Genomic DNA, 25,267 nt, shown 5'->3' with positions numbered 1-25,267 from the left:
TAAAGGTGACAACGTATTTCAGGACGAGACATTGAATGCTGAAAAGGCCGGGTTCATCCCGGCCTTTTTTATGTCTGGGCTCTGCCTATTTCGCCGGGGCGGCTTGCGCCCCGTTCAGATCAAGTGCCAGCAATCGTTTCTGAATGGTCTGCGACAAAACCGGGCTTGCCCCGGCCTGAAGCGCACGCTGATAGGCGGCGCGCGCCATGTCGGTCTTGCCCATCGCAAGGGCATTGTCGGCGAAATGCGCAATATGCTCGGCCGTCGGCATTGCCTTGTTGACCCTAATGAAAACTTCCTCGGCCTCGGCATAGCGCCCCTGCTGATGCAGGATCAGCCCATAGGTATCAAGGGCACCGGGATCATCCGGCGCAACATTAATCGCCTGTAACGACAAGCGTTCGGCTTCGCCCAGATTCTCACCGCGCACCGCATAGTGATAGGCAAGCCAGTTCGCCGCCCCCATATTGCCCTGACCTGCCGCCTGATAGGCCTCGGCGGTCATGGTATCGCCATAGGATTTGATCACGCTTTCAATCGCGGTTTGATCAAGGCCATCAACCCAGGTCAAGCCAACGCGCACCGCCTTGCAGCCTTGCGCATTGGCCTGTTGGCACATGGCAACCGCCTCCTCGATCGCCCCCATGACGGTCGCACTCGGACCGGCGGCATATTCCTTGCCATTGGCATCACGCGCCATCGCCTTGAAATCGATCATCGCCCGATAACGGTCATCAATCTTGTCCTGCGTCGGTGCCGCAAACATATCCTGCGGCTCCCAGTTCGAACCGGTATCCCCGCAGGCAGCAAGGCCAAGTAACAGGGCAAGACCACTCAGATATCGAATAGAGGAAACGGGAAGGTGGCGGCGTTCAAACAAGGTAATAATTCCCTATCTAGCAGCAAAAGGCCTGTGTTGATTATAGCGCCCTGTCGTAAGGCAGACATTAACAACAAACGAAAATTTGGTCGGTTTACTTGACATTAATGCCACCCAGTAGCACCATTTAGGCGACAACGGAGAAATAGCATGACAGTTAAATCCTCCATTTCACTGACGGATACCCAAGGCGCGTTTGTCCGCGAGTTGGTGGATAATGGCACATATCCAAGCGCCAGTGCTGTTCTTCAGCAAGGGTTGGAATTACTGCGCCAAAAATCCGAAATCGAACAATTGGAAACCGAAGCCCTGCGCGCCGTCCTTCAGTCTCGTCGTGACGGTAAATTCATTCCGGCGTCCAAAATCAAAGATCGCCTGACCAGCATCGCCACACGCAAACGCGAAAAGCATGCCCTATAAAATCACGTACGCAGCCGATGCAGAACGTGATTTCGAACTGATCATCGACTTCCTTGTCGAAAGCTATATCAGCTTTGGGGACAGCAGGGAGGACGCAATCACCCATGCTTTGGACCGGGTTATTGCCATAACAGATGACATCGAAATGCTGTGTGAAGCCCCTTATCGGGGCACCCTGCACGACGATATTCTTCCCGGCCTGCGTCATCTTACTCTGGGTAAGGCTGTCATCTGGTTTGACATTGTCGAAGACTGCCTCGAAGTCAGAATTCTGGCGATATTCTTTGGCGGGCAGGATCACATTCGCCATATGCTTGCCCGCCTTCTGCAATAAGCAGACAAGCGGAAAGCTGATATCTGCGGATATTACCGCCATTGCGTTGATCCAATCCGCAGATCGAAAATGCATGACGTGATTGTCTCAACCGCGCCATGGTTTGCCCTTTCGGCCTTATGCTTGATGTTTTGGCCCGTTAGACAGAAAAAGCCGCCGGGATCATCCGATCACCGGCGGCTTTAACATACTGGCGTAAAACGCCAAATTCAGGGCAACACAGCCAAAGGCTTAGGCGCGGCGTTCTGCAATCATCTTTTTGATTTCAGTGATCGCAAGCGCCGGGTTCAGGCCTTTCGGGCAGGTGTTGGTGCAGTTCATGATCGTGTGGCAACGATACAGGCGGAACGGGTCTTCGAGTGCATCGAGACGTTCACCGGTATATTCGTCACGCGAGTCTGCCAGCCAGCGATATGCCTGAAGCAGAACAGCCGGGCCGAGGTAACGGTCGGAGTTCCACCAGTAGGACGGGCACGCGGTCGAGCAGGAGAAGCACAGAATGCATTCCCAAAGACCATCAAGCTTCGCACGTTCTTCACGGGACTGAAGACGTTCACCATCCGGCGGAGCCGGGCTGTCGGCTTTAAGCCACGGCTCGATCGATGCGAGCTGTGCATAAGGCTGCGACAGGTCAGGCACCAGATCCTTGACCACCGGCATATGCGGCAGCGGATAGATTTTGACTTCGCCCTTGATGTCTTCGATCGGCTTCAAGCACGCAAGCGTGTTGCGACCATCGATATTCATCGCGCACGAACCGCAAATGCCTTCACGGCACGAACGGCGGAAGGTCAGAGTCGCGTCGATCTCGTTTTTAATCTTGATCAGCGCGTCCAGAACCATCGGACCACATTTGTCGAGATCGATATCGTAGGTATCCGTACGCGGGTTATCGCCGCTATCGGGATCAAAACGATAGATCTTGAACGAACGAACATTCTTCGCGTCAGCCGGAGCAGAGAACGATTTGCCCTCTTTTACGACCGAATTGGCGGGAAGATTGAATTCTACCATCTCTCAAATCCTCTCGTGCCGCGCCTTAATAGACGCGCTCTTTCGGCTCGATATAAGACACTTCATCGGTCAGGGTGAAGGTATTGACCGGACGATAGGTCAGATCAACGCCATAGCCCTTCTCGGTGTCAACCGTGGCAATCGTGTGCTTCATCCAAACTTCGTCATCACGCTTCGGATAATCTTCGTGGGCGTGTGCCCCGCGGGATTCCTGACGCGCTTCTGCCGAATTCATGGTTGCTGCGGCACAGGTCATAAGGTTCTCAAGTTCGAGAGTCTCGACCAGGTCCGAGTTCCAGATGAGCGAACGATCCGAAACGCCGACGTCGGGAAGCGTCTTGGCGGTTTCGGCCAGTTTGCCTACGCCCTCTTTGAGGATTTCCGAGGTACGGAACACGCCGCAGTTGCCCTGCATGACGCGCTGCATTTCCAAACGGATATCCGCAGTCGGACGCGAACCTTTTGCCCAGCGCAGACGGTCGAAACGTGCAATCGCTTCTTCGCCATCGGTGGTTTTGAGGCCCTTGAACGGTGCTTTGGTATCGACGACTTCGGCAGCATGAAGACCACATGCACGGCCAAAGACAACAAGGTCGAGCAACGAGTTGGTCCCCAGACGGTTTGCACCGTGGACCGACACGCAAGCTGCTTCACCCGCCGCCATCAGGCCCGGAACGATTGCGTTCGGGTTGTCAGCGGTTGGACGCAGAACTTCGCCCTTATAGTTGGTCGGAATACCGCCCATGTTGTAGTGAACCGTCGGCAGAACCGGGATCGGTTCTTTGGTCGCATCAACACCGGCAAAGATTTTTGCGGTTTCGGTAATACCCGGCAGACGTTCCCACAGCACTTCCGAACCAAGATGTTCAAGGTGCAGGTGGATATATTCGCCATGTTCGCCAACGCCACGACCATCACGGATTTCCTGTGCCATACCACGCGACACGACGTCACGCGATGCAAGGTCCTTAACGGTCGGCGCATAACGTTCCATGAAACGTTCGCCTTCGGAGTTGGTCAGGTAACCACCTTCGCCACGTGCGCCTTCGGTGATCAGGCAGCCCGAACCGTAAATGCCGGTCGGGTGGAACTGAACGAATTCCATGTCCTGAAGACCAAGACCTGCACGGGCCACCATGCCATGACCGTCACCGGTACAGGTATGTGCCGAGGTGCAGCTAAAGAATGCACGGCCATAACCGCCAGATGCCAGAATAACCATCTTGGCATTGAAGCGGTGCAGTTCACCGGAATCCAGATCCCAGGCAACCAGACCCTTGCACGAACCATCGTCATCCATGATCAGATCAAGGGCGATATATTCGACAAAGAATTCGGCTTTGTGCTTCAGGCACTGCTGATACAGGGTATGCAGCATGGCGTGACCGGTACGGTCAGCCGCAGCACAGGCACGTTCAACCGGCGCCTTGCCGTGATCACGGGTGTGACCACCGAACGGACGCTGATAGATTTTGCCGTCTTCGGTACGCGAGAACGGCATGCCGTAATGTTCAAGTTCATGAACCGCCGGAACGGCGTTACGGCACATATATTCAATCGCGTCCTGGTCACCAAGCCAGTCGGAACCCTTGACGGTGTCATACATATGCCACTGCCAGTGATCCTCGGACATGTTGCCAAGGGATGCACCGATACCGCCCTGGGCAGCAACGGTGTGCGAACGGGTCGGAAAGACCTTGGTGATACATGCAGTTTTCAGGCCGGCTTCAACCGTACCGAGCGTCGCACGAAGACCTGCGCCGCCTGCCCCCATAACAACGACGTCGTAGTTATGGTCGATAATTTTATATGATTCAGTCATTGGCTCAGGCTCCGGCAAAAACGATACGCAGGACTGATACGATGGCTGCTACGGACAAAAATGCCGCAACGGCTTTGATCAGCATCAGCGAAATCACTTCTGCTTTACGGTTATGCACATAATCTTCGATCACGACCTGCAGGCCATGCGTGAAATGCACAGCAACACTGACAATCATCAGGATCATCATGGTCGAATGGAAGTACGAGCTCAACCAGGCATGAACGGCATCGTAATCGGCCGTATGCCCTGCAAGAATCGAAAGAATGAACCAGATGCCGAGCGGAAGGTTAGCCGCAGCAGTAACGCGCTGGGTCCACCAGTGCGAAGAGCCACTTTTGGCAGAACCGAGACCGCGAACACGGCCCAGATCGGATTGCATCTTCATGACAAGTTTGTCCCCTCTTGCCCGGCCTTAGGCCAGACCGATGATCCAGGTGAGAATGGTCAGCACAACTGCCGCGCCAAGGACGATCGGGTTGCCTTTGGCAGCACCCTCATTCGTCAGGCCGCGACCAGTATCCCAGATCAGGTGACGGATACCGTTGCAAGCGTGGTAATAAAACGCCGCCGTCCATCCGAACAGCAGCAGCAGACCAAACCACGAGGTGAAAAATGCGTGATAGCCGTTAAAGGCGTCACGACCAGCGCCGGCACCAATCAGCCAGGACGCCAAAAATACGAAACCAATGGCAAGGCCGACACCCATCGCACGGAACGTGATGGACATCTTTGCCGTCATCGGAAGCCGGTACACCTGCAAGTGCGGAGACAGCGGCCGATTGGCTTTGCTCATAGCGGAATTGCCTCTTCTCAAAGTAGCTGGCGGGAAAGCAGGGTTTATTTACCCATGCAGCGGGTTTGAGTCAATCTGAACCCCTCTGAAAACCAAAGAATTCAGTGACAAAACGCCCCAACTGCCTCCGTTTAACTACGTAGGTTGACCTCTCAGACGCCGCAAACGCCCCCGCGGGAAGGGCATGATGAAGGAGTCATTTCCTCCATCAGACGCGCATACGACGTAACGTGGATTTAGCAATTGCACAATTAGACCTTCTTACGCAAGGAAACTGCCTGCAAAGCTGGTCTGTTTTGTTGCAAATACATATGGATGCACAAACGCCCGATCAAGATCAGGCCTTCAAACCGGCCGAAATTAGCCCGTCTTGACGAATGAACGGTTAAAGACATCGCATTTAGCGCGGCATCAGCACCGTATAATCGAAATCAAGCAACACATCGGGATGATATTTGCCATCCGCGGTGCGCAGCGGAAAATCATTGGCCTGACGGTCACGCACTGCAACAAGGCGGAGCCGCAGCGCGCCAAGATCACGCCGGCCGGGCAACTCGAATTTTCCAAGCACTTCGGACCAGGCAAACACCGTATTCCCGGCAAAGGCCGGATTGGCATGTGCCCCGGCATTGATCGCCGCAATCCGGAACGCATTGCCAAGACCGTTGAACGACAACGCACGCGCCAGTGATATGATATGCCCGCCATAAATAAGACGCTTGCCAAACCGGCCTTCATTGGCCGCCACCTGATCGAAATGCACCTTGGCGGTGTTTTGATAGAGTCGCGTGGCGATCTGATGTTCGGATTCTTCAAGCGTCATGCCATCCACATGATCGATCTTTTCACCGACATAATAATCGTCCCAACGATGCGGTGATCCGGCCAACCGGGTTTCATAGGATGTCATATCAAGCCCGACCGGGATCTGAAACGCTTCGGGCGCGACCACACCGGGCAGTTCGGGCAAAACGGTTTCGGGGGCCGGGGCGTTTTCATCACGTTTGCGCACCATGACCCAGCGATTGTAATCCAGAACCATCTCGCCGCGCTGATTACGCCCGACGGAATTGACATAGACCACACCGGTTTTGCCGTTTGAATTTTCCTTCAACCCCGTCACGGTCGACACTGAACTGACCGTATCGCCGGGATAAACCGGAACCCCGAACACCCCGCCGGCATAGCCAAGATTGGCCACCGCATTCAGCGACACATCAGGCACGGTTTTGCCAAACACCATATGAAACGCCAAAAGGTCATCGACCGGGGCCGAACGGAACCCGACCGAACGGGCAAACTCGTCGGATGACTGCACAGCAAAGCGTGGCCCGTACAGCCCGGTATAAAGGGCCACATCCCCATTGGTGATGGTGCGCGGTGTGGCGTGACGGATTTCCTGTCCGATCTGGAAATCTTCAAAGAAATTCCCCGGATTAGTCTTTGACATTCCAATGCCTCCCTGAAAGGCGAAAGTTCCCTGGTATTCCGGTTCGCATCCCGTGATCGGCCGTTATCGGCCTGTTTTACTTATTGGGCGCGAACCCCCGATATCCTTAAATATCTTGTGCTTAGGCCGCATCGATCTCTGCGATCAGATCGGCCATCGCGACCAGTTTCTTGGCCGACACCACATGCAGATTTTCAATCAGCTTGCCATCGACCACGACAACACCTTTACCCTCGGCGGCGGCTTCCTGATGGGCCGCAATGATTTTGCGGGCCCAGGCAATTTCGCTTTCATCCGGGGCAAAGGCCGCATTGGCCGCCCCGATGGTTTTGGGGTGAATAAGCGTCTTGCCGTCAAAGCCAAGTTCACGCCCCTGTTGGCAGGATGCCACAAACCCGGCATCATCGGCCAAATCAAGATGCACACCATCAAGGATCGCCAAGCCATAAGCCCGTGCGGCCAACAGGCAAAGACCAAGGCTTGTGATCATTGGCAGACGGTCGGGCGTATGGGCACAGTTCAGGTCCTTGGCAAGATCGGACGTCCCCATAACGAACCCACCCAGTCGCGGATGGGCACCGGCAATTTCCTTGGCATTCAGCATCGCAAGCGGCGTTTCGATCATGCACCAGATGGTCATGCCGGCATGGGCACCTTCGGCCTCCATGATATTGGCGACCTGACGAACGGTATCGGCACTTTCGACCTTGGGCAGCAGGATCGCATCGGCAGACGTCTTTGACGCCGCCACGATATCGGCATATCCCCACGGGGTATTCAGGCCATTGGTCCTGATCTGGATTTCACGTTTGCCATAACCACCCTCGGCAAGGGCGGCAACGATTTGATCGCGTGCGACATCCTTGGCATCCGGGGCAACCGCATCTTCAAGATCAAGAATAAGACCATCGGCCGGAAGGCTCCTGCCCTTTTCCAGTGCCCGGGCATTCGATCCCGGCATATACAGAACAGAGCGGCGCGGACGCGGGGCAGCAGCCATCAGATTTCTCCCGTTTGATAATATTCGTTCAATATTTGAGTTTAATTTTTACGAAAATTACCCAAACTTGTTTTGCACTGCAAGTCACTTTTTGCACTGCATCATGTCAAATAACGCAATCAGCCCCTAGAACAGCAGCCCGACATTCAATCCGGCAAAGCTGTGCCCGTCTTTCTGTTCGACCGTTACACTGGCACTCCGACCTGCCACCAGCTTCACGCCGTCAGGCACGTGATCAAGGGCAACACGGACCGGAACACGCTGGGCCAGACGGACCCAGCTAAAGGTCGGTTTGACTTGTGCTAGACCGGCAGAGCTGCCCGACCGTTCGCTATCCTGAATACCGCTTGCGATGCTGACGACATGGCCGTCAATCGGGCGATCTTCACCCATCAGGCTGACCTTTACCCGATCCCCGATGGCAATGCGCGGCAATTTGTTCTCTTCGAAATAGCCCGCAACATAGAATGAACTGCTATCAACAAGAGCGGCAATCGCGGTTCCCGCACCAACATAATTGCCCCGACGCAGCGAAAAGTTGGTCAAAACACCATCAACCGGCGCCACAACGCTGGTCCGCGACAAGTTAAGTTCCGCCAGATCAAGGTCCGCCTTGGCCAGATCAAGATCGGCTTGCGCAGTTGCAAGGCTGGTTTTGACCTGTTCCTTTTTCTGGGTCGACACCACGTCACTATCAAGACCGCCATACCGTTTAACTTCACGTGCGGCCTGATTGCGGGCGGCTTCGGCACTTTCAAACCGTGCCTTGGCCTGATCCACCGCCACCTGATAGCGTGCCGCATCAATGGTGAACAAAACGTCGCCCGCCTTGACCGGCTGGTTATCGGAAACCTTGACCTCGGCCACCAGCCCGGCAACATCGGGCGCGATGGAAACAACATCGGCACTGATCCGCCCGTCACGGGTCCAGGGTTCGTTCATGTAGTAATCATAAAGATGCACGCCACCGGCAACAGCGGCCAACACAAGCACAAGCGTGAAACCCACACGCAGGGATTTGGTTATGACGGTTTTCATTTCATCACCTATTGAATGAACAGGGCGGTAAGTCCGGTCAGGATCAGCACATAAAGCGCGAGGTCGGTCAGGGCGGGATGGGCGGTCATTTTGTAAAAACCGATCCGCACAAGACCGATACGGGCGATGGAAAGACACGCCCATGCTGCCAGTGCCAGACCCAGCAATGCCGGAACAAACAGGCCATAAATATTAAGGGTCGGAGTGATCATGCGATTTCTCCCATTCTGGGGGACAGGAGGGCGGGGTTTGCCGCGATCTCTGCCGTGCGATCAAGCTTGGGCGCGTCGGTTTTCGACAGGGTCCGGCGCAATGCAACGAGCGGGATCAGCAATTTCTGACGTTGTGCGCCATCGGTCATGTCATTGACCAGACGCAGGATATTATCGACCTCGGCCAAAAGCTTGGGGTCCGGCGCACGGTTGAAATCGTCAAGCCGCGCTTCAAAATGTCGGGCGATGTTGCGCAACAGAACATCGATCCTTGAACTGATATGCGGCTCAACAAACAACCGGATGCGCCGCAGATCATAAAGGCTTGCAGCAATCGAGACTTCCGGCATCACCCGGATCAGGGTTTCACGATGACTTGCCGCCATGGCAAGGCGCGGCAAAATAAGGCCCTGACGGTCCAGAAGCCGGCGGATCATCACCATGCGCGGCATGTTGAATGTCCCGCGTGCGATCCCGGCAATGTCGCGCCAGTTGGCCTGCACCATACCCCGGATGAAATTGTCCACCGGCACCACCCGGACAAAAGCCGTCACGATGGCCGCAACCCCAAATCCGGCAAGCGACGCAATCCCGCCACCAAGCAGGGTGGCAACATCGCTGCTATAGGCCGTATCGATATTCAGGATCATCACGACATTGACCAGCATCGCCAGACCAAATCCATAGGTCTGCGGGGTCGCCATCAAAACACCCAGCAAGATGAAATAGGGCGCAAACGCCATCACCAGCAACGCAAAGCCGTCAATACCGGGCAAGATAACCAGGCTATAAATCAGCACAACAGCAACCGACAGTGCGGTATAACGAATGAACCCCTTAAGGGCCGGAACCGGGTTATCAAGAAACGACATGATGCTGGCACCAACCGCTGCCATCATTGCCGCGGTCGCGCCGCTTGGCCAACCTGATGCGATCCAGAAGCCACAGACGATTGCTGTTGCAATCACCGCGGTCAGACCACTGCGAAAGGCCGCACTATAATCGCGATGCAGGGCAGATGCCTTTGCCCCTTCCTGCCAGCGTCCCAAAACATCTTCGGGCACAGTTCCGGCCCGAATACCTTCCCAAAGGGTGCGGCAATCATCATGAAAATCGATCAGACGGTGCAATCGATTAGCAAGATTGACCTGAAGCAGCCCGGCCCAATCCTTTGCCCCGGCAACCCGGGCGGCAAAGGCATCAATCTCGGCATGAAGTGCCGTAATACGGGCCCGGTCATGATCGGGGGCCGCAATATGGGCCGAAATCCCGGCAAGGATGTTTTCAACATCCACCGGCAGTTCACCCTGCTGGGCTTTAAGGGCAAGCAGACGGTCATGAATGGCATAGAAAACCGGCAACAGGGCGGCAATCACGCTTTGCAATGCCTGCAACTGGCGGGTCCGCCCGGCGAAACCGGACTTTTCATATCCCAGATGCAGGGCCAAACCATGCAATTCGCCAAGATCGGCGGCAATCCGCGCCCGGTCATTATGCAACACATTGGCGTCCGTTTCAGGATCAAAGCTTTGCTCGGCCAGTTTGGTGATATCACCCATCCAGCCATCAATACGGGCGGCAATCACCGGGCCGATATGGCGCGGAAAGACGATGTGGCTGACAAGTGTCGCACAGATAATGCCAAGGCTGATTTCCTGGAACCGGGCAATGCCGGTTGCAAAAACCGATCCGGGATCGGCCACACAGGGGAACCCGACAATCGCCGCACTGTAACCCGCCAACATGAACAGATAACTGCGCGGCGTGCGATCAAGACGCGACAGGAACAAACACCCGCCCACCCAGATCGCCAGAACCAGCGACAGCAATACCGGCGCATTGACAAGATTGGGCACAAAGATCACGGCGGCAACTGCGCCAAGGATGGTGCCCAAAACCCGGTAGACGGCCTTGGATGCCAACACACCCGAAAGCGGATGGGCAACGATATAGACCGTCGCCATCGCCCAGACCGGGCGATCAAGATCAAAGGCCAGCGCGATATAAAGGGCAAGGATAGAGGCGGTAAAAGTCTTGGCTGAAAACAGCCAGTCAGCCCCTTTGGGCCGAAGGGAAAGGATCGTACCTAACATGCCACATTCCCCCTACGCGCCCTTGTCACGCAGCGCAAGCTGATCCAGCAGCGCGCGCATGACATCAAGGGTAATATTCAGGTTTTCAGCGGGAATATTGGCGGTCAGTTCACCGCGCAATTCGGCCAGAAGGACTTCGATCTCGGCGGCCTTTTGTTTTCCGGCATCGGTCAGCGCAACCATCTTGGCGCGCCGGTCGGTCGGATCGCAAACCCGTGAAATCAAGTCATCACGTTCAAGCTGATCAATCACACGCACAAGCGACGGGCCTTCAACACCGATTTCCTCGGCAATCACGCCCTGACGCACGGCACCGCCACCGCGATGCAGAACAATCAGTGGCATCACCATGGTTTGCGAAAGACCATGTGCGGCAAGGGTGCGATTAACCTCGCGCTGCCAGCAACGGGCAACACGCATAAGCGCACTCCCAAGGGTCAGATAAGGGGTTTCAAGATCAATGTTTTCCATGACTGTGATGATAACAGAAAATTAGATAGGATTCTAACTATTATCATTCTATCTGTTATGCGCGCGGTGCATGGTGGCAAATTAATACTTACCAGAGGTGGCTAAACGCCATAGAGATCACCACATAAAGGCGCAGAGTGATCCGGAACGCGGACACCCCCGTACCAACAATAAAAGACCGGCAAAATGCCGCGTGGGAGATATGCCTGGCCCCAAAAAGCCGGAGCACCTGATGGTTGGACGAGCATCCATAGCGCATCTTGCGTCAGCAGCGACAATCTGCACCCTGATCATGCTGGGCTTTTCGGCCCCGGCAGAGGGGAAGAATCTGAAATTCAGCCTGATCTCCAAGGACATTGAAGATATCAATTTCATCAATGCCTGGCGCGGATGCAGCGATGCTGCGCGCCGTAATGGTGATGAATGCCTTCATATGGGTGACACCCAGATAGGCTATTTCCGCGGACAACTTGAAGCCATCAACAAGGCCGTGGCCCTTAAGGTTGATGGCATCGCGATTTCGGTGACCAATTCCGCCTTTATCGCCAAGGATGGCTTGCCCGACGCGCTTGATCGGAAAATCCCCGTCATCACGTTTGATTCCGATCTTGAACCACCCGACCAACCCCTGCGGCGCACCTATATCGGGCCGAACAATTTTGGCATCGGCATTCGCCTTGCCCGCATTCTAAAGGAAAAGGCCCCCAAAGGCGCATCGATCTGCATCATGAGTGGCGGCCGCTTTGACCCTAACCTCAATGAACGGATTGCCGGCATTCGCCATGAATTGCGCCGCACCCCGGAAAACCCGTCCTTAAACTCGACCCCCGAAAGCGCCAAGTCACCCCTGACTGGTGAAAACGGCTGGACCGAAGATGACCGTTGCCCGCTTTACAACAAGGGCGATGACAATCTTGGCCTGTCGCAATTTGCCCAGGCTGTTCAGAATACCACAACCGATTTCATCGTGCCGGTCGGCGCATGGCTGCTTGGCGATCCGGAGCGCATGGCCAAAATCATGGCCATCCATGGTCCGCGCGCGCCGCAACTGGTCATGGCAACCGGAACCCCAAGTGACGAACAGGATCGCCTGACCCGCAAGGGGATCATTGACGGTTATGTGGCGATTGATTTTTACCGGATGGGCGAGCTGGTCTATCAACAGATGCGAAACTTTGCCACCGGCGAGAATGTCATCATTGCCGAGGAAACCCCGCTTCGCATCCGGATGGGTGGTGATATCCAGGTCGGTGAAAACCCGATGTAAAGCACCGCTACCGCCCTTATTTCGGGTTCCCGAAAATTCCGGTCATCAACATGCTGGTCACGGTCGGCACATCGTTCAACGCCCGCCCGTTTGACAGGAACACGACGACCGTATCCTGATCGGGGAACCATGAAAATTCGGCGGAATAGCCAAAGTAAATCCCGTCATGCCCCCAGACCGGACCCCAGTCGCTTGACCCGATCATCATGCCATAACCATACGATCCGCCGCCCCCGGCAAACATGGTATCGGTGGTCGCACGGCTGAGCGCATTGGGACCGAGCAACACACCATCCACAAATAATGCCCGGGCAAATTTCACCATATCCTCGGCGGTTGAAATCACTCCGCCATCGGCAAGCTGATCCCCGACATCCAGATCGGTTACATCTTCAAGCTGCCCGTCGCCATTGGCATCATCAAATCCATGCGCCAAAAGGTCCGGGCGCGGAAACCGCCCAAAGGATGTATTGGCCATTTCGGCGGGTTCAAAGATCCGGCGATTAAACACCCGTTCGATATGATCACCTTCGACCACCTCGATCATCACGCCCAGCAGGATGAAGTTGCTGTTCGATGCATTGTATTTTGTGCCCGGCTCGAACAAGGCAGGCCGATCCGCAATCAGTGAAAGAACTTCCTTGTTGCGCCAACCATGTTGCGGATCACTTCCGACCAACTGGAAAAAGAATTCACCATCCAGATAATCGGGAATGCCCGAACTGTTACGCAAAAGATCGCGAATGGTTGCGTTGTCGCCATTGGCAATCCGGCCTGCATATTCCTTGGGCAGCCATTTGCCGATCGGATCACCAAGATCAATCCGTTTTTCCGATGCCAGTTGCAGGGTCACAACCGCTGTCATCATCTTGGTCAGCGACCCGATATAAAACTGGCGATCCATACTCATGCCAACATCCGGGGCCACGGTGGCATAACCGCTTGCAGCATAGCGAACATTGCCCGTGCCATAGCCGATCCCGATCACCCCGCCCGGCAAGCCGGAATGCTGAAGATATTGATGTAGGAACGCCTCAAGCGTATCGACCGGCTTTTTGGGTGTTTGGGCCTGTTGCGCCTGCGCGGAAAATGACCAAAGCACAATCAGAAGGGCCGAGGCAATCACGCCAACCCGCGTTAAAAACAGGTCGATTTGATGTCGGCATCCCCGCCCGAAACGGCACGTCGCATTCAAATTCGCCATGCGTTAGTCGCCCTGCTCCATCATTGCGATCCACGCCCTAAGGGCCGCTTGCAGATCACCGGTCCAAACCTGAACCCCATCCTCGCCATCTTCCTCATAAGCAGATGAGATATCCGAATATTCCCGCCCTACGCTTAGGATATGGGCATTCATCACCATTTCCCAACCATCTGCCTTGCCCGATGTGACGTCCACGACTTCACACAGCACACGTTTCGCCCATTCCGGCGCCTGCCCGATATCAAGCACAAGCATCGATGCAATCCGGTCATGGGCGACATCCCCCGCCTTGCGCCCGACCCAGTCAGGAACCATTGGACCATCTGCCTTGTTTGCACACATCGCCAATTTCCCTATCGCAGCGGAAAGGCCGTGTTGATCCGGCCATCGCGGAGCAAACCGATTGCAATGGTAAACACCCCGTCCGGATCATCACCGACACAAAGCCCGGCAGATAACGCCGCATCCTTTGGCCGATTCAAACCGCATTGCCACCAACCGGGCGATCCCGCCGGGCAATCGGTCCGATTGTCATGCGCAGAAAGGATCGATGCAACGATCTGGTCAAAGCTGCAGCTGTCGGGAAAGATACTTGAAAACTTCACCGGATCACGTCTTTCCGAGCTGGCGCCTGCGCTGGCATCCGGCTTGGCAAAAGTCACCATGCCGGCATAAACGCCGCTCGTATTCGCGGGCTGGGTGATTTCAACCGACGTGATCGTTGCCGGATTAACCCCGCCCGGTCGGGCATGGAACCCTGCCGCACGGCCATTGGATTTCACTTCGCCGCAAAAAACATGCGCCAGATTGATCGCAGGTTCGGTGTCACTCCAATGCGGGCCATCTGCGCAAACCTGACCGGCCAGATCAACCTGATCAGCCCACGCCGCCCCGGACAGCATCAGCGCAAGCGACATCGCCCCGATCTGCACGACCCGCACCATCATCCGATCCCCAAACACACCCAACGGAACGCCTCCTGATCGGCAAGGTTAAAGCTGCGAGAATTCAAGCCCGATACGCAGCGCCAAAACACTGGCCGGTTCAAACCGCATCGGCACACCGCCCAACTTGCCCCCATGCCATTGCGCCTTGGTCAGAACAAAGGCCCCCAACGGCAAGGGATGGCTGCCCCGGAAATTGACCAGTGCGCGAATTTCCTTGGGCTTGCGGATTGCCTCATCCCGCCACAGGCAATGATAGGCAAATAACGGCGTTCCCGACCGGCGATCAAGGAACACAAACGGCACTTCATAATGGCCCCAGCGCGCATAATACAGGCTTTCCATCCCGACACTTGATGTCAGAAACTGGGTCTGGATCGCGGTTTCGGCCAGTCGGGTGATCGTCGCACTATCAGATGCCCGCCCGCCAATAAGACCGCTGCGCAATCCCGGATGGATCAGATGCACCTTGAACGCCACCGCACGCTGGAACGGCTTGGCATCCTGGTCAACACGTTCCAAACGTCTGACCAGCCAGGCACTTTCAAGATATTCAAGATACCGGCGCAGCGTGTTTTTGGCGATATCAAGCTCGCGCGCCAATGTCTCGATCGAGAATTCCGACCCGGTATTATAGGCCAAAAGGGCAAACAACCGATGCAGGTCCGACGGACTTGAAATGCCATGCAATCCCGGCAAATCGGAATGAAGCGACCGGTGAATGGCCCCGGCTTCGCCATTGGCGGCGTGAAAGCCACCTTCATTGATGTAATCTTCAAACAGGTCATTCAGTTCGACCAACCCGTCCGGGACATCGGCGCTATAGCGCCCGACATTGGGTGTTGCAGGCAAGACATCGCTAGGTGCGATTCCCTTTTGCTCGAGATATTCGGCAAAGCTGAACGGTGGTAAAAACAGGCTTTGGATATGCACGGCACTGTCCGCACCGGGTGCCAGCGCACTGACCGCCACCACGCGCAACATCGGATCGGCAACGATCAGTTTTGCCAACCGATCTTCCCAGTCGCGCTGATAGGAAACCTCGTCGATAAAAAGCCATAACGGATGATCGGCCGAAATGCCGCGCATGGATCGCAACAGCTTGGGCAAGCGTGGCAGATCAATTTCCAGAAACAGCGGATGTTCCAGCGAGATATAGCAAACGTGGCGTCTGGGCGTATCGGCATTCAAAAGTTCGGCCACCGCCTGGCGCAACATCACGGTTTTTCCAACCCCGCGCGGCCCGGTCAGGACCACGGCCTTTTGCCCGTCATGCTTTTCAAGGGCCGACCAGAATCGCTTGAAAAACGCGCGTTGTGGCAATCCCTGCACCACATCATCGGTGACACCATCCCACCACGGATTATCAAGCAGCAAACGATGCAGAAAATCCTGTTCGCCCGGATGTTCAATCATGGTCGCCATGCGCATTTCCCCAAAAGCACCGCCCGATTGACGGGCATTTTTCCCGACTTTGCCGGTAAAACCTTTAAATTAGGTATAGTGATAAATGCTATTTGGGAATTTTTCCGCAACAAACTGCAAGTAAAAGAAAAACCGGACCACAAATGTGATCCGGTTTCACTGTTTGACGGCGACCTCATTGCGTTACGAACGCGAGGGGGGATTGGGGAAAGCTGAAACCGCCGTCAATCTTTTGGTCCGTCAGAACAAAGGCTTATGCCTTTGGTTCGTCGGGTTTGGTTGCATCATCACCGTCCTTTTTGGCGGCTTCCGATGCATCGTCTTTTTTCATTTTCTCAAGCTCGGACGCGACGCGATATTCGCCGGATGCGACAAAGCCCTCCATCGAACCGGTGCGGCGTTCCAGATCGTCAAACTGCTCGCGCAGTTCTTCCATCCAGCTTTCTTCGTAATCGACACCCACAGTCGGGTTGTCATTCACGTCATCGGCCTTGGTCGCACGGGCTTGTGCCTGTGCACGGCGCGATGACCCGCGGATTTTGCCGCGCAATCCGTCAAACCATTCCGGGTGATGCACATAGGCCCATGCAAGACCAAACAACATCACACCAACAGGGAAGCTGAAAATCAGGATCAGAATGAAAGCAGCCAGAACCCCTTTGCGCGGAATGCCAAAGGCACTGGAAATTCCGCGTGTGGTCCGCCCGATCACCCCGTGGCATTTCTTGCCCTCGTGATTGTGATTTTTGAACCGGCATCCGCGATGCGAGTGTCTTTTGTGACCGCGCTCAAATCCGTTTCCGGCAGCAGCTTGCTGGGCAGTCATATCCTGTTCCTCCATTCGGCAACCTCGGCATCTAACAGGCGTTCAAGTGTTTCGACACGGGATTCAAGCTTCTCTGCCCGCTTTTTCAGTCCCGCGACCATTTCCTGATCGCGGGCTGTTTGTTCGGGGTTTTGTGCGCGTTGCTCTGCCTTCATCCGTTTCCAGACCGTGATGTAATGAAACACCACCCAGACCGGGCCCACAACGGCAACGAATACAATCAAGGGTACGGCAATCGCCCACATATCTGACAGCTTCTTCCTGGTGCTGGCTTACGTGCCGGAACACATAAACCTATGATTACTTATCTTTTTTCACACGTGCCTTGAGTTCCTTGAGATCATCTTCGATCCCGAGCTCCGCCTCAAGGTCTTCAAACTGTTCCTCAAGGCTCTGCCCGCGACCAAGGTCCCAGGAGTCCGCACTGGCTTCAAGCTCGTCAATCCGGCGCTCCATCTGCTCATAGCGCAGAAGGGCTTCGTCAATCTGACCGGAATGAAGCTTCTCTTTCATTTTGACACGCTTTTCGGCGGTCTGCATACGGATTTCAACCGCACGCTGTTTGCCTTTTGCTTCATTCAGCTTGTTCTGCAACTTGTTGAGATCCTCGTCAAATTTGCCAAGAGTCTCTTCGATCACTTCAAGCTCACGCTCAAGCACAACGCTCTGATCGGCCAGACGGCGGCGCGCCATCAGCGCACCCTTGGCAAGATCGTCGCGGCCCTTGGAAACTGCGAATTCCGCCTTGGTATCCCATTCGACCTGACCGTCATGCAGCTTTTTAAGCTTGCGCTCGACTTCCTTTTTATCGGCAATCGCCTTGACCGCGGCCGAACGGACTTCAACCAGCGTATCTTCCATTTCCTGAATCATCAGGCGCACCATTTTCTCGGGATCTTCGGCACGATCCAGAAGCGCGTTGATGTTGGCATTTACGATATCGGACAAACGCGAAAACACGCCCATTGCCTGATCTCCTTACTTCATCGGGGGGGACGGTAAAACTTCTACCTTCTCTATTTCAAATGCCGTGCCAGTTTTGGAAATGAATAAAATCAATAACTTACGAATTTCATACGTCGAAACATTACTTTTATCGCGACATTAATATCGATTTTCGATAACGTTTTTCGCGAAATGGATAGTTTGCAACCCATATTGGGCGAAGACCCCGTATTTCTGGCGGCCCTTGAACATGTTTCACGCCTGGCCCCGATTGAACGCCCGTGCCTTGTCATTGGCGAACGCGGATCGGGCAAGGAACTGATTTCGGCCCGGCTGCATTACCTGTCGCGCCGCTGGGGTGGCCCGCTGGTCAAGGTCAATTGCGCTGCCCTGTCCGAAACCCTGCTTGATACCGAACTGTTCGGCCACGAAGCCGGTGCCTTTACCGGGGCGACCAAACGCCATGTCGGGCGGTTCGAGCGCGCACATGGCGGCACCATCATTCTTGATGAAATCGCCACTGCCAGCCCCGTGGTTCAGGAAAAGCTTCTGCGGGTTGTCGAATATGGTGAAATTGAACGTGTAGGCGGATCGGATGTCATTGATGTCGACACCCGCGTGATTGGCGTCACCAACGAAAATCTGCGCGAACTGGCCAAAACCGGGAAATTCCGCGCCGATCTTCTGGATCGGCTGGCCTTTGACGTCATCGCGGTTCCGCCACTCCGTCAAAGGACTGATGACATATTGTTGCTGGCCGAACAATTCGCACTTGATATGACCAAACGCCTTGGCCGCACGGTTTTTGCGGGCTTTTCACGTCACGCCGCCGAACAGCTTTTGCGCCATGACTGGCCGGGCAATATCCGCGAACTGCGCAATGCGGTCGAACGCAGCATCTACCTTGCCGATGACGACACCGCACCGCTTGCCACCATCACCCTTGATCCGTTCGAAGGCATCTGGTCGGAAACCGACCGCATCACGGGCTCCGCCCATCAAAGCACAAACTCGGTCGCCCCCAAACCTGCCGAAGCTAACGGAACCCTCGGCACAATCGATTTCAAATCACAGGTCGCCGACTTTGAAATCACCCTGCTGAAACAGGCTCTTGCCCAAAACGCCAACAACCAGACCGAAGCCGCCAAGGCACTTGATCTGAACTATCACCAGTTCCGACGCCTTCTGGAAAAACACGGATTGCTACCAGAGCGCTGAAATGCACCAACCAAGAACACCGAATTATCGCAAGAGCGATCCAGTCATGCGCTGGAACCTACCAGACCGAGTGTTCTTTGCCTGCGGCGCCTGCCACATCCTCGCCCACGCCTTCATCCAACGATATTGCACAGCTGGCGACCTCACAGCAGTTTGGCTTCACCCCAAAAATAATTATCCGGGCAATCACATTGTCGTCGCCCACGATGACTGGGTGTTTGACTATCATGGCTACAGCAAACATACAGCGTTCATCAGCCACTACATCCGCAGAGCCAGACAGCGCTGGCCGGACTGGGATGTCGAAATCAAAGATATCCCGCAAGACGTTTTGATTTCCGAACCGAAGTCACGGCAGATCGATGGGTTATGGCTTCGCGAACCCAAACAGTTCCTGCATGATGCTCTACCACGTGCGGAACGCTTTCTCGCACGCTTTGCCCCTCCACCAACCTAAACAGTCAGCCAACGTGCACCTTCGTCAATCAGCCAATGCCCGCGCAATCACCATGCGCTGAATGTCGGATGTGCCTTCGTAAATCTGGCAGACGCGAACATCGCGATAGATGCGCTCGACCGGGAAGTCTTTGAGGTAGCCGTATCCGCCGTGAATCTGGATCGCGGCCGAACAGACTTCTTCGGCGATTTCGGATGCAAACATCTTGGCCATGCAGGCCTCGGTCAGACATGGCTTGTGATCATCGCGCAATTCGGCGGCACGATGGACCAGAAGCCGTGCGGCATCGATCTTGGTTGCCATATCGGCAAGGCGGAATGCCACCGCCTGATGTTCGATGATCTTTTTGCCGAATGTTTCTCGTTCATTGGCGTAATCCCGCGCGGCCTCGAATGCCGCACGTGCCATGCCGACCGACTGGGCAGCAATACCGATGCGCCCGCCTTCCAGATTGGCCAGCGCGATTTTATAACCCTGCCCTTCCTCGCCCAGCATATTTTCACCGGGCACCCGGCATTCAACAAAGGTGATCTGGCAGGTGTCCGAAGCATTCTGACCCAGCTTTTCCTCGACCCGTGACACCACATAGCCCGGTGTGTCGGTTGGCACGATAAAGGCGGAAATACCGCGCTTTCCGGCTTCGGGGTCGGTTACGGCAAAGACAATGGCGACATCACCCTCGGAACCCGACGTGATGAATTGCTTGGACCCGTTGATGATCCAGTCATCGCCATCGCGCACCGCACGCGTCTTAAGCGCACTGGCATCGGACCCGGCTTGCGGTTCGGTCAAGCAGAATGCGCCGATCTTTTCGCCCTGCGCCATCGGGACCAGGAATTTTTGCTTTTGCTCTTCGGTGCCGAATTTCAGGATCGGCATACAGCCGACCGAATTATGGACCGACATGATGGTGGACGTGGCCCCGTCGCCCGCGGCGATTTCTTCCAGCGCCAGGGCATAGGTGACATGATCCATGCCCGCCCCGCCATATTCATCAGGCACCAGCATCCCCAAAAAGCCAAGCTCGCCCAGACCGGCGACGGCCTCGGCCGGGAAGGTATGGTGGATATCCCATTTTGCGGCATTGGGTTTGAGTTCATTTTCGGCGAACTCGCGCGCGGTATCGCGCACCATAATTTGATGTTCTTCCAACCGCATGGCCGTACCCCTCCCAGTTGGGCGATGCACCGGCCATGCGATCAGATCAATTCTTGATCCATTGGATCAGGCCGGGCTTATTCTTCGCCCTGAACAAACTTGTCCTGCGCGTCGTCGAAACGCCACAGGATGCCTTCTTTCATGCCATACCACCAACCATGCAGGTTGAGGTCACCGGCCTCGACCCGTTCCTTGATGAACGGGAACGTCATCAGGTTTTGCAACGAGTTGCGAATTGAATGACGTGAAACCTTGTCGACATCAGGGCCATGATGCAGGCAGCATTTCGCCATGCTGACCCATTCACCGATAAAGTCGCGTTCGGGAACCTTGCCAGCCTCGCCATGTTCGACCAGTGCCTGAATACCACCACAGGCCGAATGGCCCAGAATGACGATATCCTTGACCTTAAGGTCGCGGACCGCAAATTCGATTGCCGCCGAGGTCCCGTGATAGTTTTCATCAGGCTCGTAAGGCGGGACAAGGTTTGCGACGTTACGCACCACAAACATCTCGCCCGGCTCGGCATTGGTCAGGATTGCCGGATCAACGCGGGAATCCGAACAGGCAATCAGCAGAACTTCCGGCTTCTGGCCCATATTGACCAGATCTTCCACCCGTTCGGGACGCTGTTCGTAATACATCGCCTTGAAGCTTTTAAACCCGGCAATCATCCGATCCACAGTCGACTTAGCCATCGCGCGAATTCCTCTGTTCGTCGTTATCTCTGGCGACAAAATAAGGGGAATTCGCGCAAGTTGGTAGCCCCCAATATCAGACTTTTTAGAACGAATTTAAACTACACGGTAACCGCTACTAGATAAGCTCGATTGCAACCGCGGTCGCCTCGCCGCCACCAATGCAAAGCGACGCAACCCCCTTGGACCCGCCGTGGGTTTTAAGCGCATGGATCAGGGTCACCAGCAAACGCGCACCGGTTGCGCCAATCGGATGACCAAGCGCACAGGCACCGCCATGCACGTTGACCTTGCCGTGATCAAGCTCCAGATCACGCATGGCGGCCATGGCAACAACGGCAAAGGCCTCGTTGATTTCCCAAAGATCGACGTCATCCTTGGTCCAGCCCGCCTTGGCCAGAACCTTTTTGATCGAGTCAATCGGCGCCGTCGTGAACCAGCACGGCTCCTGGGCATGGGTTGCCTGACCTACAATTTTGGCAAGCGGCTTAAGACCACGTTTTTCGGCCTCGGACGCACGCATCATGACAAGGGCGGCGGCACCATCGGAAATTGATGCGGAATGGGCAGCCGTGACCGTGCCATCCTTGGCAAATGCCGGACGCAGGGTCGGGATTTTTTCCGGCTTGGCTTTTGGCGGCTGTTCGTCGGCGTTGATCGTGACCTCACCCTTGCGGGTGGTAAAACTCACCGGGGTAATTTCATCATTGAAATGACCGGCTTTGGCCGCATTCTGCGCGCGCGTCAGCGACGCAATGGCATAGTCATCCTGTGCTTCGCGGGTAAAGCCGTATTTCTCGGCCGTCGCCTCGGCAAAGGTGCCCATCGAACGGCCCTTTTCATAGGCGTCCTCAAGACCATCCAGCGCCATATGGTCATAGACCATGTCATGACCGTATTTGTGACCCGACCGCATTTTCGGCAGAAGGAACGGCGCATTGGTCATGCTTTCCATACCGCCAACCACCATGACATCGGCCCCACCGGCAACCAGCGTATCATGGGCAAACATCACGGCTTTCATGCCTGATCCGCACATCTTGTTGATCGTGGTCGCACCGGCCGAACGCGGGATACCGGCGTTCCAGGCTGCCTGACGTGCCGGTGCCTGTCCCTGCCCGGCGGGCAGAACGTTGCCCATGATGACTTCATCAATGTCATCGGGCGAAACGCCACCGCGCTCCAGCGCGGCCTTGATCGCCACACCACCCAGTTCGGCGGCGGTAACCGTGGCGAAATCGCCTTGCATACCGCCCATGGCGGTACGGGCGCACGATACGATAACAATCGGATCAGAAGTGGTCATGATACGGGTCCTTGAACCTTGAAGTCTTTGCGGGGGATCTTTGATCTGAATATGTGAGGCCGGGGCAAAACCGCAATTACGCGGTTTCACCAAACAGTTCGCGACCAATCAACATACGGCGGATTTCGCTGGTGCCTGCCCCGATTTCATAAAGCTTGGCATCGCGCAGCAAACGGCCCGTCGGATATTCGTTGATATAGCCGTTCCCGCCAAGGGTCTGAATGGCTTGAAGCGCCATCCAGGTGGCCTTTTCTGCGGCATACAGGATCACACCAGCCGCATCCTTGCGCGATGTTTCCCCGCGATCACAGGCCTTGGCAACCTCGTAGACATAGGCACGGCAGGCATTCATGGTCGTATACATATCGGCGATCTTGCCCTGCATAAGCTGGAACTCGCCAATTGCCTTACCGAACTGTTTGCGTTCATGGATATAGGGCACAACCACATCCATACAGGCGCGCATGATCCCCGTGGGGCCAGCCGCCAGAACGGCACGTTCGTAATCAAGGCCGCTCATCAAAACGCGGACACCGCCATTAAGCTGACCCAGAATGTTTTCTTCGGGCACCTCGCAATCTTCAAACACCAGCTCGCAGGTGTTCGAGCCGCGCATGCCCAGTTTGTCGAGCTTTTGCGCAGTCGAGAAGCCCTTGAAGGTTTTCTCGATGATAAAGGCCGTGATGCCCTTGGGCCCTGCTTCGAGATCGGTTTTGGCGTAGACCACCAATGTGTCGGCATCCGGGCCGTTGGTGATCCACATCTTGTTGCCATTGAGGATGAAACGATCACCCTTTTTCTCGGCGCGAAGCTTCATCGATACCACATCCGAACCAGCGCCCGGTTCGCTCATTGCCAGCGCCCCGATATGTTCGCCGCTGATCAGTTTGGGCAGGTATCTGGCCTTTTGTTCGGCATTTGCATTGCGCTTGATCTGGTTGACGCAAAGGTTGGAGTGCGCGCCATATGACAGGGCAACCGAGGCCGAGGCACGGCTGATTTCTTCCATGGCGATCACATGTTCCAGATAGCCAAGACCCGTACCGCCATCTTCCTCGGATACGGTCATGCCCAACAGGCCAAGATCACCGAATTTGCGCCACAGATCGTTGGGGAACTGGTTGGTTTCATCGATCTCGGCCGCGCGCGGAGCGATTTCTGCTTCGGCAAAGGATGAAACGGTTTCGCGGATCGCATCTGCGGTCTCGCCAAGATCAAATTTCAATCCGGGAAATTCGAAAAATGCCATGATGACGTTCCTGCCTGACTAGGTTTGATTATTAGGTAAAATTGTTCAATCTTTGGAATTATGCAGCACTATCTAATAATTCCGGCGGCAACTTCATGACCTTTAAGGTCTGAAGCGAAGTTGCGCACAGAACCGGCTCATTATTCCTCATACCAAAGACATCGATGCGGGTAACAATGATCGAACGCCCGCGCGAAACGACCTCGCCGACGGCGCGCAAATGATCCCCCAAACCGGGTGCCACGATGTTGAGCTTGTATTCAATGGTCAGCATCCCCTGATCGGCCTCGACCAGGCTCCATCCGGCAAAACCCCCGGCAATATCGGCAAGACCTGCAATCAGGCCGCCATGGAAATAGCCGTTATGCTGGATCAGATCGGCCCGCGACGGCACGATGACCTCAACCCGGCCCGGCTTGACATCGGTGACTTCGGCACCGATTGACAGGTTATAGGGCTGCTGGGCGAAGCGCTTGCGCACTTCGGCATCGAAATCGGGATTTTGCGGTTCGAACTGAGCCATATCGCGGTCCTGACATAAAGCAGATGCCCGTTTCCGGGCGCATCGGACGGGATGCGACTCTGTTTTAGTTAACGTTAACGTTAACGTCAAATCAAATCCGCATAGCTATACCGATTTTAATATTCCCCTTCCTCATCCCATCCAGCCATCCTTTTAACAGACGCGTTTCAGTCGGTTTGGCCGATGGTGCAAGCGCGGCCAGCAAATATCCGACGATTTCAGAACCTTAGCCAAAAGATGAGCATTCCTCGCATTTTACCCAATCATAAATAACGGGAACCAGACTGCCCGCAGCACCCAACACTTCGATCAGTGCCAGCACCGTCATGTGCAACTGGCATCATGCTGAACCATAGTTCTGATGACGTATCAGGCAGCCAACGAAACGAACTGCTGGTCAGACGTCTCCATATCGGGCACCAGCGGAATGGGCTGACGACTGCCGTCATTACCTGATCCGGCCGGGATCGGTTGCATGGGGCGTCAAAGTCTCGAAGTCTGCGCTTGAATTGCCATG

General features: G+C 55.3%; 28 protein-coding genes. 5 read left to right on the top strand and 23 right to left on the bottom strand.

Translation table 11 applies throughout. The features are described from left to right. Nucleotides 1-85: 85 nt before the first annotated feature. Nucleotides 86-880 carry a hypothetical protein gene (locus TH19_RS21830; protein ID WP_114104476.1) on the bottom strand — a complete coding sequence of 265 codons (795 nt, stop codon included), beginning with the start codon at nt 878-880 and terminating at the stop codon, nt 86-88. Between the two features lie 150 nt (nt 881-1,030). On the opposite strand from TH19_RS21830, the gene TH19_RS21825 reads away from it, so the two are divergent. Both TH19_RS21825 and TH19_RS21820 read left to right on the top strand, forming a co-directional pair. After that, the gene (locus tag TH19_RS21825) at nt 1,031-1,300 is read left to right on the top strand and encodes a ribbon-helix-helix domain-containing protein (protein WP_114104475.1); all 270 of its coding nucleotides are present in this window, start codon (nt 1,031-1,033) and stop codon (nt 1,298-1,300) included. Further along, nucleotides 1,290-1,634 (top strand): type II toxin-antitoxin system RelE/ParE family toxin, encoded by a 345-nt coding sequence (locus TH19_RS21820; RefSeq protein ID WP_114104474.1) that lies wholly within the window; start codon nt 1,290-1,292, stop codon nt 1,632-1,634. The genes TH19_RS21825 and TH19_RS21820 overlap by 11 nt, the downstream gene beginning before the upstream one ends. A gap of 231 nt (nt 1,635-1,865) precedes the next feature. Here the strand turns inward: TH19_RS21820 and TH19_RS21815 are convergent, their stop codons facing one another. The 10 genes from TH19_RS21815 to TH19_RS21770 all read right to left on the bottom strand — a co-directional run bounded on the left by TH19_RS21815 (nt 1,866) and on the right by TH19_RS21770 (nt 11,530). Beyond that, a complete protein-coding gene (locus TH19_RS21815) occupies nt 1,866-2,648 on the bottom strand; it encodes a succinate dehydrogenase iron-sulfur subunit (protein ID WP_114104473.1) in 783 nt (260 codons plus the stop codon). A gap of 25 nt (nt 2,649-2,673) precedes the next feature. Next, entirely contained in the window at nt 2,674-4,470 is a 1,797-nt protein-coding gene (gene sdhA, locus TH19_RS21810) for a succinate dehydrogenase flavoprotein subunit (RefSeq protein WP_114104472.1), read from the bottom strand. Nucleotides 4,471-4,474: 4 nt separating this feature from the next. Continuing rightward, nucleotides 4,475-4,858: a succinate dehydrogenase, hydrophobic membrane anchor protein gene (gene sdhD, locus TH19_RS21805; RefSeq protein WP_114096663.1), complete on the bottom strand. Its 384-nt coding sequence runs from the start codon at nt 4,856-4,858 to the stop codon at nt 4,475-4,477. A 27-nt stretch (nt 4,859-4,885) separates the two neighbouring features. Next, nucleotides 4,886-5,266: a succinate dehydrogenase, cytochrome b556 subunit gene (gene sdhC, locus TH19_RS21800; RefSeq protein ID WP_114104471.1), complete on the bottom strand. Its 381-nt coding sequence runs from the start codon at nt 5,264-5,266 to the stop codon at nt 4,886-4,888. A gap of 400 nt (nt 5,267-5,666) precedes the next feature. Further along, entirely contained in the window at nt 5,667-6,716 is a 1,050-nt protein-coding gene (locus TH19_RS21795; RefSeq protein WP_114104470.1) for a MaoC family dehydratase, read from the bottom strand. 121 nt (nt 6,717-6,837) lie between these two features. Next, nucleotides 6,838-7,716, bottom strand: coding sequence for an HpcH/HpaI aldolase/citrate lyase family protein (locus TH19_RS21790; RefSeq protein ID WP_114104469.1), 879 nt, complete (start codon nt 7,714-7,716; stop codon nt 6,838-6,840). A gap of 126 nt (nt 7,717-7,842) precedes the next feature. After that, nucleotides 7,843-8,754 carry an efflux RND transporter periplasmic adaptor subunit gene (locus TH19_RS21785; protein ID WP_114104468.1) on the bottom strand — a complete coding sequence of 304 codons (912 nt, stop codon included), beginning with the start codon at nt 8,752-8,754 and terminating at the stop codon, nt 7,843-7,845. Between the two features lie 8 nt (nt 8,755-8,762). After that, nucleotides 8,763-8,966, bottom strand: coding sequence for a DUF1656 domain-containing protein (locus TH19_RS21780; protein ID WP_114104467.1), 204 nt, complete (start codon nt 8,964-8,966; stop codon nt 8,763-8,765). Then, nucleotides 8,963-11,059, bottom strand: coding sequence for an FUSC family protein (locus TH19_RS21775; RefSeq protein ID WP_114104466.1), 2,097 nt, complete (start codon nt 11,057-11,059; stop codon nt 8,963-8,965). The genes TH19_RS21780 and TH19_RS21775 overlap by 4 nt, the downstream gene beginning before the upstream one ends. A 12-nt stretch (nt 11,060-11,071) precedes the next feature. Further along, on the bottom strand, nt 11,072-11,530 hold the full coding sequence (locus TH19_RS21770) for a MarR family winged helix-turn-helix transcriptional regulator (protein WP_114104465.1): 459 nt from the start codon (nt 11,528-11,530) through the stop codon (nt 11,072-11,074). Between the two features lie 232 nt (nt 11,531-11,762). Between TH19_RS21770 and TH19_RS21765 the strand changes: the two genes are divergently transcribed. Beyond that, nucleotides 11,763-12,797 (top strand): substrate-binding domain-containing protein, encoded by a 1,035-nt coding sequence (locus tag TH19_RS21765; RefSeq protein ID WP_181846515.1) that lies wholly within the window; start codon nt 11,763-11,765, stop codon nt 12,795-12,797. 16 nt (nt 12,798-12,813) lie between these two features. Here TH19_RS21765 and TH19_RS21760 read toward each other — a convergent pair whose 3' ends face one another. From TH19_RS21760 to pspA, 7 genes are all read right to left on the bottom strand, one after another. After that, complete coding sequence (locus tag TH19_RS21760) at nt 12,814-14,001, bottom strand: serine hydrolase domain-containing protein (RefSeq protein WP_114104463.1); 1,188 nt, start codon at nt 13,999-14,001, stop codon at nt 12,814-12,816. Between the two features lie 3 nt (nt 14,002-14,004). Beyond that, nucleotides 14,005-14,343 (bottom strand): hypothetical protein, encoded by a 339-nt coding sequence (locus TH19_RS21755; protein ID WP_114104462.1) that lies wholly within the window; start codon nt 14,341-14,343, stop codon nt 14,005-14,007. 11 nt (nt 14,344-14,354) lie between these two features. Then, the gene (locus TH19_RS21750) at nt 14,355-14,963 is read right to left on the bottom strand and encodes an EndoU domain-containing protein (RefSeq protein WP_258548086.1); all 609 of its coding nucleotides are present in this window, start codon (nt 14,961-14,963) and stop codon (nt 14,355-14,357) included. Nucleotides 14,964-14,993: 30 nt separating this feature from the next. Next, nucleotides 14,994-16,370, bottom strand: coding sequence for an ATP-binding protein (locus TH19_RS21745; RefSeq protein WP_114104480.1), 1,377 nt, complete (start codon nt 16,368-16,370; stop codon nt 14,994-14,996). A gap of 253 nt (nt 16,371-16,623) precedes the next feature. Next, complete coding sequence (locus TH19_RS21735) at nt 16,624-17,196, bottom strand: hypothetical protein (RefSeq protein WP_258548085.1); 573 nt, start codon at nt 17,194-17,196, stop codon at nt 16,624-16,626. After that, the gene (gene pspB / locus TH19_RS21730; RefSeq protein WP_114104459.1) at nt 17,193-17,441 is read right to left on the bottom strand and encodes an envelope stress response membrane protein PspB; all 249 of its coding nucleotides are present in this window, start codon (nt 17,439-17,441) and stop codon (nt 17,193-17,195) included. The genes TH19_RS21735 and pspB overlap by 4 nt, the downstream gene beginning before the upstream one ends. 55 nt (nt 17,442-17,496) lie before the next feature. Then, the gene (gene pspA / locus TH19_RS21725; RefSeq protein WP_114104458.1) at nt 17,497-18,162 is read right to left on the bottom strand and encodes a phage shock protein PspA; all 666 of its coding nucleotides are present in this window, start codon (nt 18,160-18,162) and stop codon (nt 17,497-17,499) included. Between the two features lie 171 nt (nt 18,163-18,333). Here pspA and pspF point away from each other — a divergent pair, with 171 nt between their 5' ends. Together pspF and TH19_RS21715 are read left to right on the top strand one after the other, a co-directional pair. After that, nucleotides 18,334-19,359: a phage shock protein operon transcriptional activator gene (pspF, locus tag TH19_RS21720; protein WP_114104457.1), complete on the top strand. Its 1,026-nt coding sequence runs from the start codon at nt 18,334-18,336 to the stop codon at nt 19,357-19,359. Between the two features lie 46 nt (nt 19,360-19,405). Then, on the top strand, nt 19,406-19,816 hold the full coding sequence (locus tag TH19_RS21715; protein WP_114104478.1) for a hypothetical protein: 411 nt from the start codon (nt 19,406-19,408) through the stop codon (nt 19,814-19,816). Between the two features lie 24 nt (nt 19,817-19,840). Here the strand turns inward: TH19_RS21715 and TH19_RS21710 are convergent, their stop codons facing one another. The 5 genes from TH19_RS21710 to TH19_RS21690 form a co-directional block, all read right to left on the bottom strand. After that, on the bottom strand, nt 19,841-20,974 hold the full coding sequence (locus tag TH19_RS21710; RefSeq protein ID WP_114104456.1) for an acyl-CoA dehydrogenase: 1,134 nt from the start codon (nt 20,972-20,974) through the stop codon (nt 19,841-19,843). A gap of 77 nt (nt 20,975-21,051) precedes the next feature. Beyond that, nucleotides 21,052-21,672 carry a carbonic anhydrase gene (locus TH19_RS21705; protein ID WP_114104455.1) on the bottom strand — a complete coding sequence of 207 codons (621 nt, stop codon included), beginning with the start codon at nt 21,670-21,672 and terminating at the stop codon, nt 21,052-21,054. Nucleotides 21,673-21,790: 118 nt separating this feature from the next. After that, nucleotides 21,791-22,978, bottom strand: a complete 1,188-nt coding sequence (locus TH19_RS21700) for an acetyl-CoA C-acyltransferase (protein WP_114104477.1) — start codon at nt 22,976-22,978, stop codon at nt 21,791-21,793. Nucleotides 22,979-23,054: 76 nt separating this feature from the next. Next, nucleotides 23,055-24,227, bottom strand: a complete 1,173-nt coding sequence (locus tag TH19_RS21695) for an isovaleryl-CoA dehydrogenase (RefSeq protein ID WP_114104454.1) — start codon at nt 24,225-24,227, stop codon at nt 23,055-23,057. Between the two features lie 58 nt (nt 24,228-24,285). Further along, complete coding sequence (locus TH19_RS21690) at nt 24,286-24,750, bottom strand: PaaI family thioesterase (RefSeq protein WP_114104453.1); 465 nt, start codon at nt 24,748-24,750, stop codon at nt 24,286-24,288. Nucleotides 24,751-25,267: the final 517 nt, after the last annotated feature.

This window comes from Thalassospira profundimaris (genome assembly GCF_003326675.1).
In the GTDB taxonomy this organism is placed as follows: Bacteria; Pseudomonadota; Alphaproteobacteria; order Rhodospirillales; family Thalassospiraceae; genus Thalassospira; species Thalassospira aquimaris.
This window is presented reverse-complemented; position numbering and strand designations above follow the sequence as displayed.

What these genes read in the sequence shown, in the direction of transcription:
- TH19_RS21765 (WP_181846515.1), top strand. Translation starts at nt 11,763, where the DNA reads ATGGTTGGACGAGCATCCATAGCGCATCTTGCGTCAGCAGCGACAATC.
- TH19_RS21690 (WP_114104453.1), bottom strand. Translation starts at nt 24,750, where the DNA reads ATGGCTCAGTTCGAACCGCAAAATCCCGATTTCGATGCCGAAGTGCGC.
- pspA (WP_114104458.1), bottom strand. Translation starts at nt 18,162, where the DNA reads ATGGGCGTGTTTTCGCGTTTGTCCGATATCGTAAATGCCAACATCAAC.
- TH19_RS21790 (WP_114104469.1), bottom strand. Translation starts at nt 7,716, where the DNA reads ATGGCTGCTGCCCCGCGTCCGCGCCGCTCTGTTCTGTATATGCCGGGA.
- TH19_RS21710 (WP_114104456.1), bottom strand. Translation starts at nt 20,974, where the DNA reads ATGCGGTTGGAAGAACATCAAATTATGGTGCGCGATACCGCGCGCGAG.
- sdhC (WP_114104471.1), bottom strand. Translation starts at nt 5,266, where the DNA reads ATGAGCAAAGCCAATCGGCCGCTGTCTCCGCACTTGCAGGTGTACCGG.
- TH19_RS21760 (WP_114104463.1), bottom strand. Translation starts at nt 14,001, where the DNA reads ATGGCGAATTTGAATGCGACGTGCCGTTTCGGGCGGGGATGCCGACAT.
- TH19_RS21825 (WP_114104475.1), top strand. Translation starts at nt 1,031, where the DNA reads ATGACAGTTAAATCCTCCATTTCACTGACGGATACCCAAGGCGCGTTT.
- sdhA (WP_114104472.1), bottom strand. Translation starts at nt 4,470, where the DNA reads ATGACTGAATCATATAAAATTATCGACCATAACTACGACGTCGTTGTT.
- TH19_RS21785 (WP_114104468.1), bottom strand. Translation starts at nt 8,754, where the DNA reads ATGAAAACCGTCATAACCAAATCCCTGCGTGTGGGTTTCACGCTTGTG.
- TH19_RS21775 (WP_114104466.1), bottom strand. Translation starts at nt 11,059, where the DNA reads ATGTTAGGTACGATCCTTTCCCTTCGGCCCAAAGGGGCTGACTGGCTG.
- TH19_RS21820 (WP_114104474.1), top strand. Translation starts at nt 1,290, where the DNA reads ATGCCCTATAAAATCACGTACGCAGCCGATGCAGAACGTGATTTCGAA.
- TH19_RS21755 (WP_114104462.1), bottom strand. Translation starts at nt 14,343, where the DNA reads ATGTGTGCAAACAAGGCAGATGGTCCAATGGTTCCTGACTGGGTCGGG.
- TH19_RS21770 (WP_114104465.1), bottom strand. Translation starts at nt 11,530, where the DNA reads ATGGAAAACATTGATCTTGAAACCCCTTATCTGACCCTTGGGAGTGCG.
- TH19_RS21815 (WP_114104473.1), bottom strand. Translation starts at nt 2,648, where the DNA reads ATGGTAGAATTCAATCTTCCCGCCAATTCGGTCGTAAAAGAGGGCAAA.
- TH19_RS21780 (WP_114104467.1), bottom strand. Translation starts at nt 8,966, where the DNA reads ATGATCACTCCGACCCTTAATATTTATGGCCTGTTTGTTCCGGCATTG.
- TH19_RS21695 (WP_114104454.1), bottom strand. Translation starts at nt 24,227, where the DNA reads ATGGCATTTTTCGAATTTCCCGGATTGAAATTTGATCTTGGCGAGACC.
- TH19_RS21705 (WP_114104455.1), bottom strand. Translation starts at nt 21,672, where the DNA reads ATGGCTAAGTCGACTGTGGATCGGATGATTGCCGGGTTTAAAAGCTTC.
- sdhD (WP_114096663.1), bottom strand. Translation starts at nt 4,858, where the DNA reads ATGAAGATGCAATCCGATCTGGGCCGTGTTCGCGGTCTCGGTTCTGCC.
- TH19_RS21745 (WP_114104480.1), bottom strand. Translation starts at nt 16,370, where the DNA reads ATGGCGACCATGATTGAACATCCGGGCGAACAGGATTTTCTGCATCGT.
- TH19_RS21700 (WP_114104477.1), bottom strand. Translation starts at nt 22,978, where the DNA reads ATGACCACTTCTGATCCGATTGTTATCGTATCGTGCGCCCGTACCGCC.
- TH19_RS21735 (WP_258548085.1), bottom strand. Translation starts at nt 17,196, where the DNA reads ATGACTGCCCAGCAAGCTGCTGCCGGAAACGGATTTGAGCGCGGTCAC.
- pspB (WP_114104459.1), bottom strand. Translation starts at nt 17,441, where the DNA reads ATGTGGGCGATTGCCGTACCCTTGATTGTATTCGTTGCCGTTGTGGGC.
- pspF (WP_114104457.1), top strand. Translation starts at nt 18,334, where the DNA reads ATGGATAGTTTGCAACCCATATTGGGCGAAGACCCCGTATTTCTGGCG.
- TH19_RS21795 (WP_114104470.1), bottom strand. Translation starts at nt 6,716, where the DNA reads ATGTCAAAGACTAATCCGGGGAATTTCTTTGAAGATTTCCAGATCGGA.
- TH19_RS21715 (WP_114104478.1), top strand. Translation starts at nt 19,406, where the DNA reads ATGCGCTGGAACCTACCAGACCGAGTGTTCTTTGCCTGCGGCGCCTGC.